Genomic DNA, 17373 nt, shown 5'->3' on the forward strand with positions numbered 1-17373 from the left:
AATGAAAGCGGGGCCGGCCACGCTACGGCCGGCCCCGCCGCACGGACCCACCCAACCGTCAACCGAAAGGTACACACATGCGTCTCTCCGGCCGCACCGCAATAGTCACCGGCGCCGCATCCGGCATCGGACGCGCCATCGCCCTCCGCTTCGCCAGAGAAGGCGCATCGGTGGTCGTCAGCGACATCCGCGAGGAGCCCATCTGGAGCGGCGAGGAAGCTGTCCCCACGGTAACTGCGATCCAACAGGAGGGCGGGACCGCGGTCTACCAGCAGACAGATGTCTCCAAGGCCCAGGACATCGACGCGCTTATTGCCCGGACCGTCGACGAGTTCGGCCGCCTCGACATCCTCGTGAACAACGCCGGCGTCGTCTTCTCCTCCTCGGTCCTTGACACTTCAGAAGAGGACTGGGACAAGGTCATGGATGTTAACCTCCGGGGCCAGTTCCTCAGCTGTAAACGCGCCATCCAGCAGATGATCGCCCAAGACCCGATCGGCGAAGTCCGGGGCCGCATTGTCAACATCGCATCCCAACAAGGCTTCATCGGGCCCCCCAACTTCTTCGCCTACGCGGTGAGCAAGGGCGGCATGATCCAGATGACAAGGCAGCTCGCCGTCGATTACGCCCAACACGGAATCCTGATCAACGGGGTCGCGCCCGGACGGATCATCACCGGCACTCACCCAGGGGAGATCGACATGAGCGACCCCGTGCTTGCCTACTCACGGTCCCGCACCCCATACCCCCGGCTCGGCAGGCCCGAAGATGTCGCCGGAGCCGTCCTGTTCCTCTCCTCCGACGACTGCACGTTCGTCTCAGGCCACAACCTGCCCGTCGACGGCGGATGGTTGGCCTACTGATGGCGCACACCTTGACGAACGGCCCGGAACGCGACCTCATAGGATATGGAAGGCTCCAGCCCAAGGTCACCTGGCCGGACGGGGCGAAGATCGCCGTCAACATCGTCGTCAACTACGAAGAGGGCTCCGAATACTCCTACGCTTCCGGCGACGGGGAGAACGACATCCTCGGCGACTCGGGATACCGATTCCCTGCCGGAGTCCGCGACCTCGCCCAAGAATCGATGTACGAGTACGGAAGCCGCGCCGGAGTCTGGAGGCTCCTGCGGCTCTTCGACGAGTTCGGCGTCAATTGCACCTTCTTCGGCTGCGCCGTGGCGTTCGAGAAGAACCCGGAGGTCGCCCGGGCGGCGAGCAACATGGGCCACGACCTCGTCTCCCACGGATGGCGTTGGGAGGAGCACTGGCGGCTGAGCCGGGAGGAGGAACGCGAGCACATCCGATTGGCCGTCAAGTCATTCGAATCTACCTGGGGGTCGCGGCCGACCGGCTGGTACTGCCGGTACGGGCCCTCGGTCAACACCCGGGAGCTCGTCGCCGCGGAGGGGGGCTTCGACTTCGATTGCGATGCCTACAACGACGACCTGCCCTACTTCACCACGGTTCAGGGGCGAAAGCACCTCGTGGTTCCCTACTCCCAGACGTACAACGACTCGCAAGGGTCGAAGAACCCGGCCGAGTTCTACGACTACATCCGGCGCGCCTTCGACGAGCTGTGGCTCGAGGGCGATCGTGGCTTCCCGAAGATGATGTCGATCGGGCTGCACCCCCGCCTCGTCGGGCAGGCGGCCCGAACCTCGGCGCTGCGGGATTTTCTGATCCATGCCCAGTCCAAAGGCGGGGTCTGGTTCGCACGTCGGACAGACATTGCCCAGTGGTGGCTTCAGCACGGCGAATCGTTCCCCCGAGCAAGCGTAGTGGGCGACTAGATGCGTACGCGGGCCCCAGAGGTCGCCGGCAGCATACTCCCAAGGCGGTGGGAACGGGTCTGGCGGGCGATGGATCAGGATCGGGTCGATTCCCTGATCGTCTACGGCCTCGGTGCACTCTCGAACTACGGCCCCTTCACGTACCTCACAGGCCACCTGCCCAGCAACAAGGGCCTCTACGCGGTCATCCGCCAAGGAGAAGCGCCGGTGATCATTGCCCCCAGCACCGTCGCCGCCCAGGCAATCCATGCCGATGACCCAGCGCCGGGGGCCCTCGTGGCAGCGGCATCCGGCATCGGGCGGGAGGCCTACTTCGAGACCGTCATCGGGCGTTCAGTCGGGGCGGTCGGGATCGTCGCCCCGACGGCCGCCGGGCTCCCGTACGCAGACTACCGCCGGCTGGTACGCCTCCTGGGCGCGGAGCCGCACGACAGCGCACCACTGCTCTCAGAAGTGAGACGCTGGACCGACCAAGACGACGTGCAGGCACTGGGCGAAGCCGTGCACAGGGCACAAAGGGCGCTGGAAGCATTCGGCCAGGTCGTCCGCGTCGGCGACACCGAGCAACAGGCGGCCGCCGCCGTCACATCCCAGCTGAAACGCCAGGGTTCCCGGATCGACGTCGTCCACGTATGCGCGGGCGTATTCCGCGGTCAGCACCCCACTACCGAACCCATAGCGGAAGGCTCCGTGGTCACAGCCTTCGCCGAAACCGCAGGATCGAGCGGACACTGGGCCGAGCTCGGGGCCGTGTTCCTCGCCGGCGAGGTCAGCGACGGGCGCAGGAAGCTGGCCTTGACGGCCATCTCAGCCCTATCGGAAGGAGCATCCCTACTCAGGGAGGGCGCACAGATCCAGAGCATCGCCCAATCGCTCACCGCGGCGATCGGCCGTGTTGGGCACCCGACGATAGGTCTGGGCCACAGCACGGGGGTCGACGAAGGCCACACCCTCATCGAAGCGAGCGAGGAGGAATCGGTGCGGGCTGGAGACACCTATGCCCTCCATCCCTCTGTTTCCTCCGGAGACCGGGCGGCCGCCGTGGCCGTCGCAAACACGTTCGTAGTCGCAGCCGACGGCCCCAAACCGTTCACCGATTTCCCCCATCATCTGCACCAAATCCCTGCTCACTAAGACTGCCCCGGCGGGCGGATTGGAGAAAAATGTCAACGCTGAAGAGCGCCATCATCACCGGAGCCGCAAGCGGTATCGGCCAGCAGACAGCCGTCGCATTCGCGCGGGCCGGAATCAGGTCAGTCATCGGCTGGTTCCCCGGTGACCCGCACGACCCCTACGAAACAGTCGCCCGCGTCAAGGAGAACGGCGGGGAAGCCGTCGTCCACGAACTCGACGTCAGATCCGCCCAAGAGACAGAGCGCTTCGCCCAACGCGCCTTGGACGAGTGGGGACGGCTCGACATCGCCGTCGCCAACGCCGGCATAGTGCGCCGGCACCCGCTCCCAGATCTCACCGACGAGGCGTGGGACGACCTGATGTCCGTCGACCTCACCGGAGTGATGCGGGTCTTCCGAAGCGCCGCAGCCCGGATGGGAAATGACGGCGCGCTAGTCGGTGTCTCCTCCATCTCCGGAGGCGTGTACGGCTGGCCAGAGCATGCCCACTACACCGCCGCCAAAGCAGGTGTCCTGGGCCTCTGCAAAGCCCTCGCAGTAGAACTGGCGCCCCGCGGCATTCGGGTCAACTCCGTGATTCCCGGCGTGATCGACACAGCCCAGACCCAGGATGAAATCAACTCCTTCGGCCGCCAAGGCCTCGGACGCGCCGGCGCCAGCATTCCAGCCGGGAGGGTGGGCCGGCCCGAGGAGGTCGCCGCCGCGATCAACTTCCTCGCCTCAGAAGCCGCCAGCTACATCACCGGACAGCAGCTGATCGTGGACGGAGGACTCACCGTCCACATGCCCGTCGCCTGAGCCGCACCGCATCCGCCAGTCAACCGCCGAGTTAGTTTTCGAAGAACCCCTTAGTGCTGAGGCTCTCCCCGCGAGCTCCCAATTTGCCATACCGGGCCACACCGACGCGCCCCCTCAGCCCATTGACCGACAAAAGGACCGCCGTCATGCCTCAGCCCACCGCGAATCGCGCATGCAGCCTCAGCACGGGGTGGCTCCTCGTGCTGGCCTTCCTCCAAACGGCCGGGCCAATGTCCACGGACTTATACATTCCCGCGTTCCCGCGGGTGCAGGGGGACTACGGGGCGACCGCGTCCGAAGTGCAGCTCACACTCACAGGGTTCTTCCTCGGCTTGGCCTGCGGGCAGCTGTGCTTCGGCGCGCTTTCCGATCGCTTCGGGCGGATCGTTCCTCTCCTGTTCGGCAACGTCCTCGCAATCGGGGCATCGGTGATCGCCGCCCTCGCGCCCTCGATCGAGGTGCTGATAGCAGCTCGCCTTGCGCAGGGACTCGGCGCCGCAGCCGGTCTCGTCATTGGTCAGGCCATACTCGTGGATCTCACCCGAGGTCCAGAAACGGCCCGGATAATGGGCCTCATGGGGACAATCGGCGGAGTCGCGCCGGTCCTTGCCCCTTCGATCGGGGCCCTCCTGGAGGGCCCAATAGGCTGGCGAGGCCTCATGTGGGCCCTCGCCGGGCTCTTCGCAATCATGATGGGCGCCGTCGCCCTGGTCCTCCGTGAGACGCGGCCGGCCGAGGCGAGGCGTACCGCAAGCCTCATCGGCGGGCTCGGGCAAGTGATGCAGGTGCCAAGCTATCGTCTGTTCGTCCTACTCTTCGGCACGACGTTCGCGGCCATGATTGGGTACGTTTCCGCGTCGAGCTTCGTGTACCAGGAAGTCATGGGATTCACCGCCTTGCAGTTCGGGATAGCCTTCGGGATCAATGCGGCGGGGATGATCTCCTCGGCATACGTGGCTTCGCGTCTCGCGCGTTCAACAGGGCCGCTCCGAATCGTGAAGATCGCAGTACCGGCCGCACTCGGGTTCAGCGTGTTGGTCCTCATAATCGCGGTCCTCCCCGTCCCCCGCTGGTACCTTGCCTTACCGATCTGGCTCACAGTCAGCACTATGGGCTTCATTCAGGGGAACTTGACCGCCCTCGCTCTCGAGGCTGTCCGGCATGTTTCCGGCAGCGGCGCGGCGGGGCTGGGGTTCACCCAGTTCATCTTCGGCGCCGCAGCTACTCCCCTATCAGGGCTTGGCGGCGCAGACACCGCCATTCCCATGGCGCTGCTCATGACAGCAGCGACAGGCCTCGCCATGCTCTTGCTAACCACGGCAATTCACCGCGGATCCCTGTGGGATGACGGACGTGGCGGGTGTGAGCAATCCTGGCCGTATAGCATTGAGCCGTTTCGCTTCGCCCCTCCGCGTACCGCGACCGAGCCCGACTCGACCCTGAGTACAGGCGAGAATTCATCGCCTACGGCCGCACGGCCGCCGTCCGAGCGTTGACCAGTCGTAAAAGTGCCCAGCATCGGGAGTTTGAGCAGACACCGTCTACGCACCCCGCTCGCCTGCCCACAGTCGGGGACAATTCTGATGGGTTATCCACTGCGACTGCTGCCGAGGGAGCTACCCCATTGGCTCCCACGTTCCAGCCGTGGATAACCCGGATTGACCCCATACGGTGTTGACCAGACGCCTGCCGAATCGATAGCTCCAGAACGAGTGAGGGCCCTGGTGTCCCACGAACCAAGTTCGGCAGCTGGGTCCATTTTGATTCCTGAGTCGATTCGTCGAGGACGAGTGCCAGGAGTCCGGGAAAGCGTAGATCGAGTTGTTCGCGGCGGAGTCAATTTGGGTGCCTGTTTCCCTGCGCCTCCTGCCTGACGAGACCTGACTCCCGCAGAATGCGCCAGTGCCGGGGTGGGTCGCGGTCAGAACTGTCGCGCGGCGACGTCGGGGCGGTGTGAGGCGGCGAGTAGCTCCCAGAGGCGTTCTGCGGAGACAGGCGCTCCGGGGTCAGCGAGGTAATCCCGCTTCATGCCTTCCAGGTCGGCGGCGTAGATCGGCGTGTAGGCACCGGAGTCCGGTTCGAAGCGCCATGACTCAGCGAGCGTTCCGGCGTCGACGGTGTCGAAGCCGAGGGCGTCCACGATCGCCGCGACCCGCGTCTTGGCCTCGTCGTCGTCACCGGCGAGTGCCAGCGCGGTCCGGGGAGTGGAATGCGCGAGGTTCGGGATGTGGTGGAAGAGGATGTTGTTGAAGGCCTTGACGATCACCGTGTTCGGAAGGAGCGACTGCTCGTACTCGGCGGTCGTGCTCTCGAGGGAGTCCAGCTGCTCGATGCGGCCTTCACGGTGGGGGTAGTAGTTCCCGGTGGAGAGCATCGTCTTCCCGGCGAAGGCCTCCACAGGCAGGTTCGGGTAGGCGGCCAGCGGCACCGCCAGGACCGGGATGTCGCCGAACTCAACTGCGGCGCGGACGTCGCCGGCCTGCGCCCGAGGGCCGAGCTCTTCGATCAGGCCGGCAAGTGTCTCCGGTCCTCGCGAGTTTGCGATGAGGACCTCGTAGCCGGCGGCGACGGCCAGTCGGGCTACGGCGGTTCCGATCGATCCGCTGCCAATGATTCCGATTCGGCTCATGGTGTTCTCCTTAATGGTGTCTATCCGTCTCATATGGTGTGACGTTCTAGTCGGCGGTTGTCGGTGACACCCCGCGTGTGTGGGACGGGTCCAGTTCCCACCCGTTCCTGGTGATACCGGCCAGGGCCGCGGCGGATGCGCCATCGGCCAAAGCCGCTCCGCGGACCCAGCTCGTGGCCAGTGCCACCAAGAAGAGATCCCGTGCCCGGATCTCCTTGCGGGCACTTCCGTCTCGTTGTGCGGCGTGCAGGAATTCCTCGGTTGTTGTGATGAATCCTTCGCACGTAACTGCGAGCGGGGATGTGCTGGTGGCCGCCGCAGCGCGGAGGGGGTCGGGCAGCCCGTCGAACGCGCCTGCCCACTCGGTCAGCGCGTCAAGCCAGCCGTCGAGTGCGTCGGCTGCGTTTGCCGCCTTGGTGCGGAGCTCGTCCCGGCGGGACATCAGAGCCTCATCGCGCGCGGCGAGCAAGGCCGCGAGCAGAGCTTCCCGGTTGGGGAAATGCCGGTACAGGGTTCCCGCGCCGACGCCTGCTTGTTTCGCGATCGCGTCGAGCGAGCCGCCCACTCCGTGCTTGGAAAAGTACTGCTCGGCGGTGTCGAGGATGTGATCTCGATTGCGTCGGGCATCAGCCCGCGGGGCGCGGGCACCGCTCGTAGCGGTCCTGGACATAACGGTTGCCTCACTTTTGACAAAACGGGGAGCGTCTCCGTATAGTCGTACGCCTAGGAGGAGACACTCTCCACTATAGAGCACACTGCAGGTGATCGATGGTGTGTCCCCACAGTCCGGCTCGGTCGACCCACTGTGATAACCGGGTGTCGTCGCCCCCAATCAACCTCTCAATGAACGGAATGTAGCTATGTCAGATACCTCCACCGCATCGCTTCCTCAGGTGACGCATTCTCACCGGCAGGAGGTCGACGCGCGCAATCGGCTCGTGATCGGGGTACTGCTTGCATCAACGTTTGTCGTGATCCTGAACGAGACGATCATGAGCGTCGCACTTCCTCACCTCATGGACGATTTCGACATCGAGGCAAGCGCGGCGCAGTGGCTCACCACCGCCTTCCTCCTTACGATGGCGGTCGTGATTCCGATCACCGGCTTCCTGCTGCAGCGCGTCAGTACCCGCGCGGTCTTCGTCAGCGCCATGTCGTTTTTCAGTGTCGGCACACTCATCGCGGCCATCGCGCCCGGCTTTGAGGTCCTGGTCGCCGCGCGTGTTGTGCAGGCCTTGGGTACAGCGATCATGATCCCCCTGCTTTTCACCACCGTGTTCACCCTCGTCCCCGCAGAGCGACGCGGACGCGTGATGGGCAACGTCTCGATCGTGATCTCTGTCGCCCCCGCGGTCGGCCCGACCGTGTCGGGCCTCATCCTGAGCGCGCTGAGCTGGCGCTGGATGTTCATCATCGTGCTGCCGGTCGCCGTACTTGCTCTCGTGGTCGGGGTCCTGCGCATTCCCAACGTCAGCGAGCCGCGCAAGACCCCGCTCGATTACGTGTCGGTCGTTCTTTCGGCCATCGGCTTCGGCGGGCTCGTTTTTGGCCTCAGTCACATCGGCGAGACCGAGGCAGGAATCTCCAGCCCGACCAGCTGGGCGCCCCTCGCCCTTGGCGCAGCAGGCATCGCGCTTTTCATCCTGCGCCAGTTGCAGCTGCAACGCACAGACCGCGCATTGCTTGACCTGCGCACCTTCACGAGCTCGGGCTTCACGCTCGCTATAGCGGTGATCGCGATCTACACGACCATATGGTTTGGCACTCTCACCCTGCTGCCGATCTACACGCAGAACGTGCTCGAACTCGATGCCCTGACCACCGGCTTGCTGATGCTGCCCGGCGGACTTGTGATGGGGGTCCTCGCGCCGTTCGTCGGGCGCCTCTATGACAAAGTCGGCCCGACCGTGCTCGTTGTTCCGGGCTCGATCATCGTGAGCGGTGCGCTGTGGTTCATGACGACGCTGGGCGCTGGTTCGAGCATCGTCACGGTCCTCGTCGCCCACATCGTGCTAAGTATCGGCCTGGCCCTCACATTCACCCCGTTGTTCACCTCGGGGCTCGCATCGCTCGGCCCGCGGTTCTACTCCCACGGCAGCGCCACGGTCAGCACCGTGCAGCAGCTCGCCGGCGCGGTCGGCATCGCGGTGTTTTTCACGGTGATGACCGCGACATCGACACGGCGAATCGAAGACGGGGCCAGCGTCGTCGCGGCCACGGCCGACGGCATCCACGCCGCGTTCGTCTGTGGAGCGGTCCTCTCGCTTATCGCAATCCCGCTCGCATTCTTCATCCGCAAGCCCGCCTCCAGCGGTGCCCCGGTGCCCGTCGGGCACTGAGCATCACCCCCCGTCTGCTCCGAAACAACCTCGATCATCCGATAGGGAAGATATCGACAGTGCAAACCTCGTCAGCCGCTACTATGCGTCACTCCTTCGCCGCCTACCCCACCGGGATGGCACTTATTGCCGCCGAGGTCAACGGCCAGAACGAGGCGATGCTCGCGAACTCCTTCACCAGCGTTTCTCTGGAACCGCCACTCGTCTCCATGGCCTTTACCCATACCTCGACCACCTGGCCCCGGCTTCGCCAAGCGCAGGAGTTGGGTATCACGATTCTGGGAGAGTCCCACCTCGCCCTCGTGTCTCAGTTTCGCCTGTCCGGCCCGGCCCGGCTCGACGGCATCGCTCTAGATCACGCCACCGCCCAGGCACGCACCCTGCCGCAGGCGGCAGCCACCTTCGTCGTTCGGCCCCACCAGCACGTGCCGGCTGGTGACCACGAGCTCGTACTCTTCGAAGTCATCGATCACGAGCGCTTCGACGACATGGGCCCCTTGACCTTTTACAACCGCCAGGTCGCTACGATCCAGCGCGAGAGAGAGTAGACGATGTCCCGTAAGAAGATGCATCTGGCCGCAGCAAGTGGCACTCCCTACGGCGCCAGCCCTTACGCGTGGTTGGATCCCGGGGTCGATCCCCAGGATTACGACAACATTCACGCCCTGGTGCGCGGCGCTCAGGCCGCCGAACGTGGGAAGTTCGATTTCCTTTTCCAGGGCGACTTCCTCGCGCAGACCCAGCGCAGTGAGGCGCACGCGCCGAACCAGACCCTCGAGCCGACCATCGTGGCCACCGCCATCGCCCTGGCTACCGAGCGGATCGGTCTCGTCACCACGGTCAGCGCCACCTTCCAGGAGCCCTACAACATCGCTCGCGTGCTCAAGTCACTCGACGTCGTTTCCGGCGGGCGCATAGGCTGGAACGCCGTGACCACCTCCTCACCTCAGGCCGCCGCGAACTTCGGGCGCGCGATCGAGGACCGTGACACCCGCTATGCCCGCGCCGACGAGGTCGTTCAGATCGTCCAGGCGCTCTGGGGGAGCTGGGAAGAGGATGCCTGGACCGGCGACCAGCAGTCCCGGAGGATCACCGACCTGTCCAAAATCTCGCCCGTGAACCTCAGAGGAACTTACGTCTCCTCCCGCGGCCCACTCGAGATCCCGCCGTCCAAGCAGGGCCAGCCGGTCATGGCCCACGCCGGCGCGAGCCCGCACAGCCTCGCCTTCGCCGGCCGCTACGCCGACATCCTGATCAGTGAGGTCTTCACTATCGAGGAGGCCCGGCACCAGCGCTCAGCAGTGCGCCACGCCGCCGAATCTGCCGGTCGCAGCCCTGACGATGTCAAGTTCTTCGTCGGGGTGATGCCCACCATCGCGCCGACCCACGCGCAGGCTCTTGCTCGACGCGGAAAGCTGATCGAACCCGACATCGCGCAGCAAGTGCGCCATCTCGGCCAGCTCCTCGGCCTGCCGTTGGGGCCAATGGACCTCGACGCCCCGTTGAGTGTGGATCAGTTGGCCGTTGCGTACGCCAATCCTGGTGACCCGCGGTCGCCCAGAGCGCTTGAGGTCGCCAAGGAAGGCTGGACGGCGCGTCAGGTACTCCACCACGCCGTCATCGACTACCACCCTTCCCCTATCGGTCCCCCCGAGGTGATCGCCGATCACCTGCAGGAATGGTTCGAAGCTGATGCCGCGGACGGCTTCTTAGTCATCCCCGGTGTTATTCCCGAGGGCATGGAGTCCTTTGTCGACGGAGTCATTCCGATCCTGCAGCAGCGCGGCCTGTTCCGCACCGAGTACGAAGGCGAGACCCTCCGCGAAAATCTCGGCATCGACCACCAGTACGGCCTGCAGCGCCGACCTCGGACTCCCTAACAACGGGTCCGCCTACACGGCCCACACCTAGAGCGCACTCGACAGCAACGACAGCTCAGATTTACACACGGAGAGAAAACATCATGACCAGACAGATGCTCATCGGCCTGCACTTGGGTAACGGGTACGGAAACTTGCCTGGCGCCTGGCGCGCCCCAGGAGTCGATCCCACAAGCTATACGAGCTTCGACGCGAAAGTTCGGCACGCCCAAGCCGCCGAACGCGGAAAACTCCAATTCCTGTTCCTCCCCGACGGCCCCACCCACGTCGGCGACATCGCGAACGAGCCACCCAATTTCAACCTCGACGTCATGGTCACCTTGGCAGCGGTCGCCCGCGAAACCAGCCAGATCGGCCTCGTAGCAACCGGCTCCACCACCTTCAACGAACCATTCAACCTCGCCCGACAGTTCAAAGCACTCGACGTCCTGAGTCACGGACGGACGGGATGGAACGCCGTCACGTCCAGCGGCGAAGACGTCGCCGCCAACTACGGCCAACATATTCCGTCCAGCCCGGAACGCTACGGAAGAGCACACGAGACAGTCCAGCTCGTGCAGGCTCTCTGGGGCAGCTGGGGCCAGACCGCCTGGGTACACGACAAGGCCACGGGCCGCTTCGCCGACCCGGAGCAGGTCGCCCCGATCAACCTTGGTGGCGAATACGTCGCCTCCCGCGGGCCCCTGTACATTCCTCCCTCTGAGCAGGGGCAACCCGTCATCTTCCACGCCGGAGGCAGTCCGAACGCCCACGAGTTCGCCGGACGCTGGGCCAACGCCGTCATCGGCGCGGCCTTCACGATCGACGATGCGCGGGCACAGCGTGCCGCGTTCCGGGAAGCAGCCGAACGCGCCGGACGGAACCCGGACGAGATCAAGTTCTTCGCCGGCCTGATGACGACGATCACCGCCGATAAACGAGGAGGCCTCGATCGCCGCATCACGCTGAGCGGACGAACGTTCCCTCAACGCGCGGCGTATCTCGGGCGGATGCTCGGCCTGTACCTTGATCCCGCACGCCTCGATGAACCACTCTCCGCTGCGCAGTTATCCGAAGCTCGACCATCACGGGCCGACCCCCGCTCGATCCACGCACTGAAGATCGCGCGTGAAGGCTGGACCGTCCGCGACGTACTCGCGCACGGCGTCATCGACTACCACCCCGTCATCGTCGGCCCGGCAGCTGAAGCCGCCGACCACATGCAGGAATGGTTTGAGGCAGAGGCTGTCGACGGCTTCTGGGTATCCCCGGACATCTATGACGGCGGAGTCGATGCCTTCGTCGACGGCGTCGTGCCGATCCTCCAAGACCGAGGTCTGTTCCACCGGGACTATAACGGAGCCACCCTGCGCGATCATTTGAACACCCCAGCCCAATATGGAGTCGACCCGCGCGTAATACGGTGATGCGGATCACCGCCGACTTCGCGATCGACGATTCCTTTATCGGCTCATCTATTGACATGGCATGGGAGCGGTCTGAAAGGGGGCTGGTTTCTGCCGCGCTGCCGGTTCATTGACCACCAGTATGCGCCGACGGTGGACTGCTCCTCTCCCCCACGGTGCGACTCTCAAGGGCCGCGGCCCGATGCCGGTGAGCAGAAGTTCGCGACCTATTGAAGTCTCATCGGCACATCGACTACCTCAAAATTGAACATTGGTGGTCACAAACTATCAGCCGGAGATGGGTAGCAGAACGGCTTTGACCTGCGGAAATGTGCGAAAGTGCCCGATTCTTGACCCATATAATTCTTCAATTAATCTTGCCGGAGACGGCGGTGAGATGGCTTAGTCTGCTGGCCTTTATCGCCGCGTCGAGGTCCGCGCTCACCTCTCGCCGTCGTCCACGGCGAGCCCGGGCAGCAGCTCGGCGGGCTCGGGCAGCCGCTGCTTCCCCCCGATGAATGTCGCGCTCATGTTTCACGGCAAGTCGGCCACCGCTCGTATGCCTTTACGCATACATGGTTACGGACGGCATCCGAATTCCGGCTCATTGTTAAGCCTTTGACCGACAGCACCTTCTCTTAACCGAACGGTGCTGTCGGTGAGGGTCGAAGCACGTCGCCGTCACAGACACGCCCCGACGCCGAACCGGCACCCAACGGACCCAGTGAAAGCCCAGCGCACGCAGAAGAATTCGTGCCGACGTGTGGCACTTTAACGCGTCATGCCGCCCCGCTCCCCCACCTCCATGAACCACCAGAAGCAACTTCGCTGTTTGTCACTCTGATTCCCATCATCGCTGGGCCGGTCCTCCGCGCAACCAGGGCGCCATGCGCCGGGTTCGGTCCAAAGTTTCGTTCGGCGCTTCTCCGTCGCTTATTTCCTCACGGAACTTTGGATCGCTCCCGGTCCCCCAAGTTGCACTCCGGACCCTCAAACCCAGCGGTGACTCCGTGTATCAGAACGACGCCGAAATCTGACAGACACATCCGGTGCCCGCCAGTCGCTGAAGGAGAAGGAACATGGAACCGCTCACCATCAAAACCCCGGCCGACGTCCTCAGTTTCGTCGGGCACACCCTCGGGTTCTGGCCGCAGGAAAGCCTCGTGTGCATCACGCTAGACGCCAACCGCATCGGCGCAACACTCAGAGTCGACCTCCCCACCCGCGAGGGCGGACTCAGCTACGCCCGCACAGTGGCCGACTACCTCGCCCACGACGCCAGCGCCGCCAGCGTGCTCTTCGCCGTATACACCTCCGAGCCACAAAAACCCGGGCAGCCCAAACCGCACGCAGCAACCATCGCAGCCCTAACGTGCGCGCTGGCCGAACGCGGAATGAGCATCCGTGACGGGCTCCTCGTCGGAGACAAAACCGTTTCCCAGTACGACGGCGATCCCCAGGACGGACTGACACTCCCGCTGAAGGCGACCCAGACCAGCCAGATCAACGCCGAATTCGTCTACCGCGGCAGCACCATCGCACCGACCAACCGCATCACCCTGCCGGCCTCCACAAAAGAAGGCCGCACAGCGGATGCCGTCGACGACCGAGTAAAGTCAATCCACAGGATGAACCCGGGCGAGGCCCTCGAGCAAGCCAGGACGCTCTGGGACGGCATGTTGGACGCGATCTCCTATCCGGACGACGACCAGACCATCAGCCTCATTGCCAACTTCCAAGCCCCCGCCATCCGGGACCAACTCGTGGCCGATATCCCAGGAATTGACGAACCCATGGACCGGGTTCTCCTGGCCCAAACGCACGGCGACCCTCAGTGGTCCCGCGTCGAATGGGCACAACAGCTGCTGCTCCACGCTTACACGCACAGCAGCACCAAACACTCGGCCCCCATCCTCACCGCCATCGCCTTCGTCAACTGGTGGGAAGGCCGAGGCAGCAAAGCCCACCAATTCCTGCAACTCGCCCTCGAAGCAGACCCCGCCTATAGTTTGGCCAGGCTCAGCGACCTCATGATCGGCTCCGGAATGGTCGCCGGCTGGAACATGGACAAGAACCGGGCCTTCCGGCCCTGGGGCCTCGAAGCGTCATAAGCCCGCAGTCATAGGGATACGGGGGCAGACGACGGCGGGTCGTTCCGAAGCCAGTTCTCCACCGCCGCGTCCCACCCGTCCGGGTCGGAATTCCACTCCTGCGTGTGCTCCGCGGAGGCGAAAGTGAGCAGCGTTGCCAGCTCTGGGCGCCGGGTGACGAACTCGCGAGAAATGGCAAAGGGTGTCGAGCGGTCCCCATCATTGTGGATGACAAGGATGGGAACGCTGAGTTCGTCCGCCCGGGCCAAAAAGTCCAAGGTATGAAAGCTCAAGGGAGCGTCCAGACCAGTAATCCAGCGTGTTCCAGATGAGCCGAGAATCTTCAGTCCGAGCCCCGCAACCTGCCGCGGAAGCTTACTGGACACGGCGTTGGCCACCAGCGTGCTTCTCCAGTCGATAACGGGGGCATTGAGCACGAGCCGAGAAATGTGATGCCGAAACTCCGATGTTGCCGCCAGCTGAAGGGCAATTGAGGCACCGAGTGACCAGCCGAATAGAACTATCTGCCTTGCTCCCTGGCCCACGACATATTTCACCGCAGCTTCGACATCGTGCCATTCGGACTGCCCCAGGTGGTACCGGCCGTCCGCGGAAGCAGGCGCATCGCGGTCGTTCCGGAGTGAAACAACGAGGGATGTGTATCCCAGTCGGTCCGCCACAGGCACGCCGCGGAGTGCGCCGGCTTTCGATCCACCCAAGCCATGAATGTGGATGGCCCAAGTGGTAGAACCTCCGGACGCCTGCGTCGGTGTGAACTTCCAGGCGGGCGCCATGCCGTTCTCCACCGGAATCTCAACGTCCGAGTAGGGCAGCCCTAACGGATGCGGTGTCGGATAGACGTAACCGCTCCAGATGCCGGCGGTGGCAGTCTTGAGATCGCCGGAGTCCACCCGTTCAACGAGGCGGGTTACTGTCCCCGCAGCATCGTCAGAGGACACGATTTCTCCAATACAGGCGTGGCCTGTGCCGCTGGAAAACCAGATGCTGTAGCGGCCTGGAGCCGTCGTCCGTGCAGTTGCCGGCAGCTCCACCATCAGCGTTTCGTCGGCGTCGTGGAACACACGACGGATTTGTAGATCTTCCCTCCGCTGCCTCTTGGGCACCACCACTTGCCGAGCAAAATAGGCAGCTGCGAGGAAGGCGGCAGCGCCGGCAATGCCACAACCTATGGCCACAGCTATAGCGGCCCTACGCATCGGCGTCGTCCTCGGGAGCTTTCAGGCGTTCGTCGATGGCTTTGCGTAGACGCACTAGTGTCTCCGGAGAAATCCCGTGCAGTTGTCTCGCAGCGAAGTTTCTAACGCGGTTTTCCCGCAGTGTGCGCAGTAGTTCGAGTTGTGCGTCTACCAAGTCGGGAACCTCGCCGTCGTCGTCCAAAAGGTATCTGGGGTCAACGCCGAAGAATTCGGCGAGGTTCGTCAAAAGCTGCGGGTCCGTCGCCAGGGAACTGTCGCCGGCGCGCATGTAGGCCCAGCGGGAGCGAGACAACGGCGTACCGCGGTCTGACATGTGCTTGCTTATCTGTGGAAACGTCAGGGGCGATGATCCCTTGGCCTCAAAAAGATCCAGGAGGAGATTCAGCTTCCGCGCGAGTCTCGCCTGCGGCTGTTCGGATATCCCGCCGTCGCTGTCGGTCACGGAGTCGTATCCCCTTTCCGTGACAACAACCCTGGCCGTCGATGTCCGGATCCTGCAAACCGAGCTCCGAGATGCTGCTCCGCTTCTCTGAGTACATTCAAATCATCTTGACTCAGTAATTGGGCGAGGTGCGGGTCCACGAACAGTGCGTCCTGGATCTCCACCAGCATCCGATGCAGCCGGCGCTTGGGGGCATCGTGGCGGTCGACCGCAGTTTGAGACACTTTTAGTCGGATCTCAGATCGTTCCGACGTGATTCGATCCCAGGGCCCAGCCAGTCGTTCGACGAGGACAGCTGCGGCCCGGGCATCAGATCTGCGCTCCAGCCGACGTGCGACGGGCGGCAAGGCCAGACCCATGCAGAGGAAGACCATGGCGCCCACTTCGGCTGCGTCGTAAACGTAGGAGAGACACTTCGTTGCCTCAAGCTCACCCATGAGATGAAGAACGTCCATCCCCAACACGGCAAGGACCAACACCACAGCCAGTGCGCAGCCGAGGCCGATGAGCTCGAAAGCGACGCGAAAGTACGGCCTTGCCATCTCGCCGCGGAACCTGAAACAGGTTATGCCGGTGATGGCCACCACCGCGCCGATGTAAAGGAACTGAACACTTGAGTACACGGCCGCCGGCCACTGACTTCCAAAATCCCTCATAAAGGAGGTGGAAGTCCGCGGAGCATCAACCAGGCTGAAGCTGACAATCAAAGCCACGACGACAATCCCCAGAACCGCTTGCCCGACCCTGTTGTGGATGCCCACCGTCTCACTGACATCGGCGGCGCGCAGAATCGCCCGGGACAGGAAGTAGATACCGACAACCATGAAGATGTTGGCAACGAGGTCAAGCAGGTTGCGGTTCCCGAGTACCTGGTCCCCCGCGATGTAGATTCGGTCAACGTTGAGCGTGAGTGCAGTGGCGATGGTTACGGCCGCCACCAGGATGCTCTGGTCTTTGCGCCGCTTCAGATCGGGCAGGAGGCACAACGCCAGACACCAAATCACGCCTGCGGAAATCTCTTGAATCATCCGAATATCCGTTCAAACGACCGCGGCTCGAGGCTGCTGTCCCGGATCGCAGCGGCAAAGAGATCCGCCAAAGTTTCGGCAGCGGCCTCGATATGGTCCAGGAAGTCACTTCGCCCGAGGATCCGAGACACCGTCTCGCCGGACAGGTTAGGAAACAAAGTCTCCGCATAGTTTGAGGACACCACCAGCTCATCGTGTCGGAGCACCATATGGCCCAGTTCGTGAAGGATGAACTGCTGTCGATGTAGTGCCGACGGTGTCGGCGCGTGCAGGATTATCTCCGTGTTGTCCGTGGACAGCCACAGCCCGCAGACCGATCCTCCGTTTAGGGACTCGGAAACATCGATCTCAATCCGCCGATGCCGGAGGTTCTCAACAATCGATATCAGCCGTTCCAACGAAAGACGGCTCGGCAGATTGAGTGCGAGGAAGCCTTCTGCAGCGCATCGCGCCGGCGAATATTTGGCGGAAGCTGTGCCGTCCATTGGAACCCCATCCTGCGGCCGACGTGTACCGCCCGGTCGCCGTTCAATCCAACGGCCCCGTCTTCCAAGGACCGTCAAGAATCGCCTAACTTCCATTGAACGCTCAGGCTCTGGACATGTCCAGAGCCGATCAAGCCCCTGTTCATCTCCGGCGT

At 63.6% G+C, this 17373-nt stretch carries 16 protein-coding genes; 10 read left to right on the forward strand and 6 right to left on the reverse strand.

What is annotated here, in order from left to right:
• Positions 1 to 77: 77 nt before the first annotated feature.
• The 5 genes from LQ144_RS00295 (at position 78) to LQ144_RS00315 (ending at position 5219) form a co-directional block, all read left to right on the forward strand.
• Positions 78 to 863 carry an SDR family oxidoreductase gene (locus LQ144_RS00295; RefSeq protein WP_230116577.1) on the forward strand — a complete coding sequence of 262 codons (786 nt, stop codon included), beginning with the start codon at positions 78 to 80 and terminating at the stop codon, positions 861 to 863.
• Entirely contained in the window at positions 863 to 1792 is a 930-nt protein-coding gene (locus tag LQ144_RS00300; protein WP_230116578.1) for a polysaccharide deacetylase family protein, read from the forward strand. Before LQ144_RS00295 ends, LQ144_RS00300 begins: the two co-directional genes overlap by 1 nt.
• Positions 1793 to 1861: 69 nt before the next feature.
• Positions 1862 to 2926: a M24 family metallopeptidase gene (locus LQ144_RS00305; protein WP_230116579.1), complete on the forward strand. Its 1065-nt coding sequence runs from the start codon at positions 1862 to 1864 to the stop codon at positions 2924 to 2926.
• A gap of 29 nt (positions 2927 to 2955) precedes the next feature.
• Positions 2956 to 3723, forward strand: coding sequence for an SDR family oxidoreductase (locus LQ144_RS00310; protein WP_230116580.1), 768 nt, complete (start codon positions 2956 to 2958; stop codon positions 3721 to 3723).
• A gap of 146 nt (positions 3724 to 3869) precedes the next feature.
• The gene (locus LQ144_RS00315) at positions 3870 to 5219 is read left to right on the forward strand and encodes a multidrug effflux MFS transporter (RefSeq protein WP_230116581.1); all 1350 of its coding nucleotides are present in this window, start codon (positions 3870 to 3872) and stop codon (positions 5217 to 5219) included.
• A gap of 425 nt (positions 5220 to 5644) precedes the next feature.
• On the opposite strand, the gene LQ144_RS00320 is transcribed toward LQ144_RS00315, so the two are convergent.
• Entirely contained in the window at positions 5645 to 6496 is an 852-nt protein-coding gene (locus tag LQ144_RS00320; protein WP_354962044.1) for an NAD(P)-binding domain-containing protein, read from the reverse strand.
• Positions 6399 to 7022: a TetR/AcrR family transcriptional regulator gene (locus tag LQ144_RS00325; protein WP_230116583.1), complete on the reverse strand. Its 624-nt coding sequence runs from the start codon at positions 7020 to 7022 to the stop codon at positions 6399 to 6401. The genes LQ144_RS00320 and LQ144_RS00325 overlap by 98 nt, the downstream gene beginning before the upstream one ends.
• A gap of 190 nt (positions 7023 to 7212) precedes the next feature.
• On the opposite strand from LQ144_RS00325, the gene LQ144_RS00330 reads away from it, so the two are divergent.
• The 5 genes from LQ144_RS00330 (at position 7213) to LQ144_RS00350 (ending at position 14067) form a co-directional block, all read left to right on the forward strand.
• Positions 7213 to 8691 (forward strand): MDR family MFS transporter, encoded by a 1479-nt coding sequence (locus LQ144_RS00330; protein WP_230116584.1) that lies wholly within the window; start codon positions 7213 to 7215, stop codon positions 8689 to 8691.
• A gap of 83 nt (positions 8692 to 8774) precedes the next feature.
• Positions 8775 to 9239: a flavin reductase family protein gene (locus LQ144_RS00335; protein WP_290369689.1), complete on the forward strand. Its 465-nt coding sequence runs from the start codon at positions 8775 to 8777 to the stop codon at positions 9237 to 9239.
• 3 nt (positions 9240 to 9242) lie between these two features.
• Positions 9243 to 10571 (forward strand): NtaA/DmoA family FMN-dependent monooxygenase, encoded by a 1329-nt coding sequence (locus tag LQ144_RS00340; protein ID WP_230116586.1) that lies wholly within the window; start codon positions 9243 to 9245, stop codon positions 10569 to 10571.
• Between the two features lie 83 nt (positions 10572 to 10654).
• Positions 10655 to 11977: an NtaA/DmoA family FMN-dependent monooxygenase gene (locus tag LQ144_RS00345; RefSeq protein ID WP_230116587.1), complete on the forward strand. Its 1323-nt coding sequence runs from the start codon at positions 10655 to 10657 to the stop codon at positions 11975 to 11977.
• 1058 nt (positions 11978 to 13035) lie between these two features.
• Entirely contained in the window at positions 13036 to 14067 is a 1032-nt protein-coding gene (locus tag LQ144_RS00350; RefSeq protein ID WP_230116588.1) for a DUF4192 domain-containing protein, read from the forward strand.
• An 8-nt stretch (positions 14068 to 14075) separates the two neighbouring features.
• Here the strand turns inward: LQ144_RS00350 and LQ144_RS00355 are convergent, their stop codons facing one another.
• The 4 genes from LQ144_RS00355 to LQ144_RS00370 form a co-directional block, all read right to left on the reverse strand.
• A complete protein-coding gene (locus LQ144_RS00355; protein ID WP_230116589.1) occupies positions 14076 to 15128 on the reverse strand; it encodes an alpha/beta fold hydrolase in 1053 nt (350 codons plus the stop codon).
• 127 nt (positions 15129 to 15255) lie between these two features.
• Positions 15256 to 15705 (reverse strand): hypothetical protein, encoded by a 450-nt coding sequence (locus tag LQ144_RS00360; RefSeq protein ID WP_230116590.1) that lies wholly within the window; start codon positions 15703 to 15705, stop codon positions 15256 to 15258.
• Complete coding sequence (locus LQ144_RS00365) at positions 15702 to 16733, reverse strand: hypothetical protein (protein ID WP_230116591.1); 1032 nt, start codon at positions 16731 to 16733, stop codon at positions 15702 to 15704. Before LQ144_RS00365 ends, LQ144_RS00360 begins: the two co-directional genes overlap by 4 nt.
• A complete protein-coding gene (locus tag LQ144_RS00370; protein ID WP_230116592.1) occupies positions 16730 to 17218 on the reverse strand; it encodes a hypothetical protein in 489 nt (162 codons plus the stop codon). The genes LQ144_RS00365 and LQ144_RS00370 overlap by 4 nt, the downstream gene beginning before the upstream one ends.
• Between the last annotated feature and the right edge of the window lie 155 nt (positions 17219 to 17373).

Origin of the sequence: Arthrobacter sp. Bi83, assembly GCF_918698095.1 — a bacterium.
Taxonomy (GTDB): domain Bacteria; phylum Actinomycetota; class Actinomycetes; order Actinomycetales; family Micrococcaceae; genus Arthrobacter.

What these genes read in the sequence shown, in the direction of transcription:
- LQ144_RS00295 (WP_230116577.1), top strand. Translation starts at nt 78, where the DNA reads ATGCGTCTCTCCGGCCGCACCGCAATAGTCACCGGCGCCGCATCCGGC.
- LQ144_RS00300 (WP_230116578.1), top strand. Translation starts at nt 863, where the DNA reads ATGGCGCACACCTTGACGAACGGCCCGGAACGCGACCTCATAGGATAT.
- LQ144_RS00305 (WP_230116579.1), top strand. Translation starts at nt 1,862, where the DNA reads ATGGATCAGGATCGGGTCGATTCCCTGATCGTCTACGGCCTCGGTGCA.
- LQ144_RS00310 (WP_230116580.1), top strand. Translation starts at nt 2,956, where the DNA reads ATGTCAACGCTGAAGAGCGCCATCATCACCGGAGCCGCAAGCGGTATC.
- LQ144_RS00315 (WP_230116581.1), top strand. Translation starts at nt 3,870, where the DNA reads ATGCCTCAGCCCACCGCGAATCGCGCATGCAGCCTCAGCACGGGGTGG.
- LQ144_RS00320 (WP_354962044.1), bottom strand. Translation starts at nt 6,496, where the DNA reads ATGGCGCATCCGCCGCGGCCCTGGCCGGTATCACCAGGAACGGGTGGG.
- LQ144_RS00325 (WP_230116583.1), bottom strand. Translation starts at nt 7,022, where the DNA reads ATGTCCAGGACCGCTACGAGCGGTGCCCGCGCCCCGCGGGCTGATGCC.
- LQ144_RS00330 (WP_230116584.1), top strand. Translation starts at nt 7,213, where the DNA reads ATGTCAGATACCTCCACCGCATCGCTTCCTCAGGTGACGCATTCTCAC.
- LQ144_RS00335 (WP_290369689.1), top strand. Translation starts at nt 8,775, where the DNA reads ATGCGTCACTCCTTCGCCGCCTACCCCACCGGGATGGCACTTATTGCC.
- LQ144_RS00340 (WP_230116586.1), top strand. Translation starts at nt 9,243, where the DNA reads ATGTCCCGTAAGAAGATGCATCTGGCCGCAGCAAGTGGCACTCCCTAC.
- LQ144_RS00345 (WP_230116587.1), top strand. Translation starts at nt 10,655, where the DNA reads ATGACCAGACAGATGCTCATCGGCCTGCACTTGGGTAACGGGTACGGA.
- LQ144_RS00350 (WP_230116588.1), top strand. Translation starts at nt 13,036, where the DNA reads ATGGAACCGCTCACCATCAAAACCCCGGCCGACGTCCTCAGTTTCGTC.
- LQ144_RS00365 (WP_230116591.1), bottom strand. Translation starts at nt 16,733, where the DNA reads ATGATTCAAGAGATTTCCGCAGGCGTGATTTGGTGTCTGGCGTTGTGC.
- LQ144_RS00370 (WP_230116592.1), bottom strand. Translation starts at nt 17,218, where the DNA reads ATGGACGGCACAGCTTCCGCCAAATATTCGCCGGCGCGATGCGCTGCA.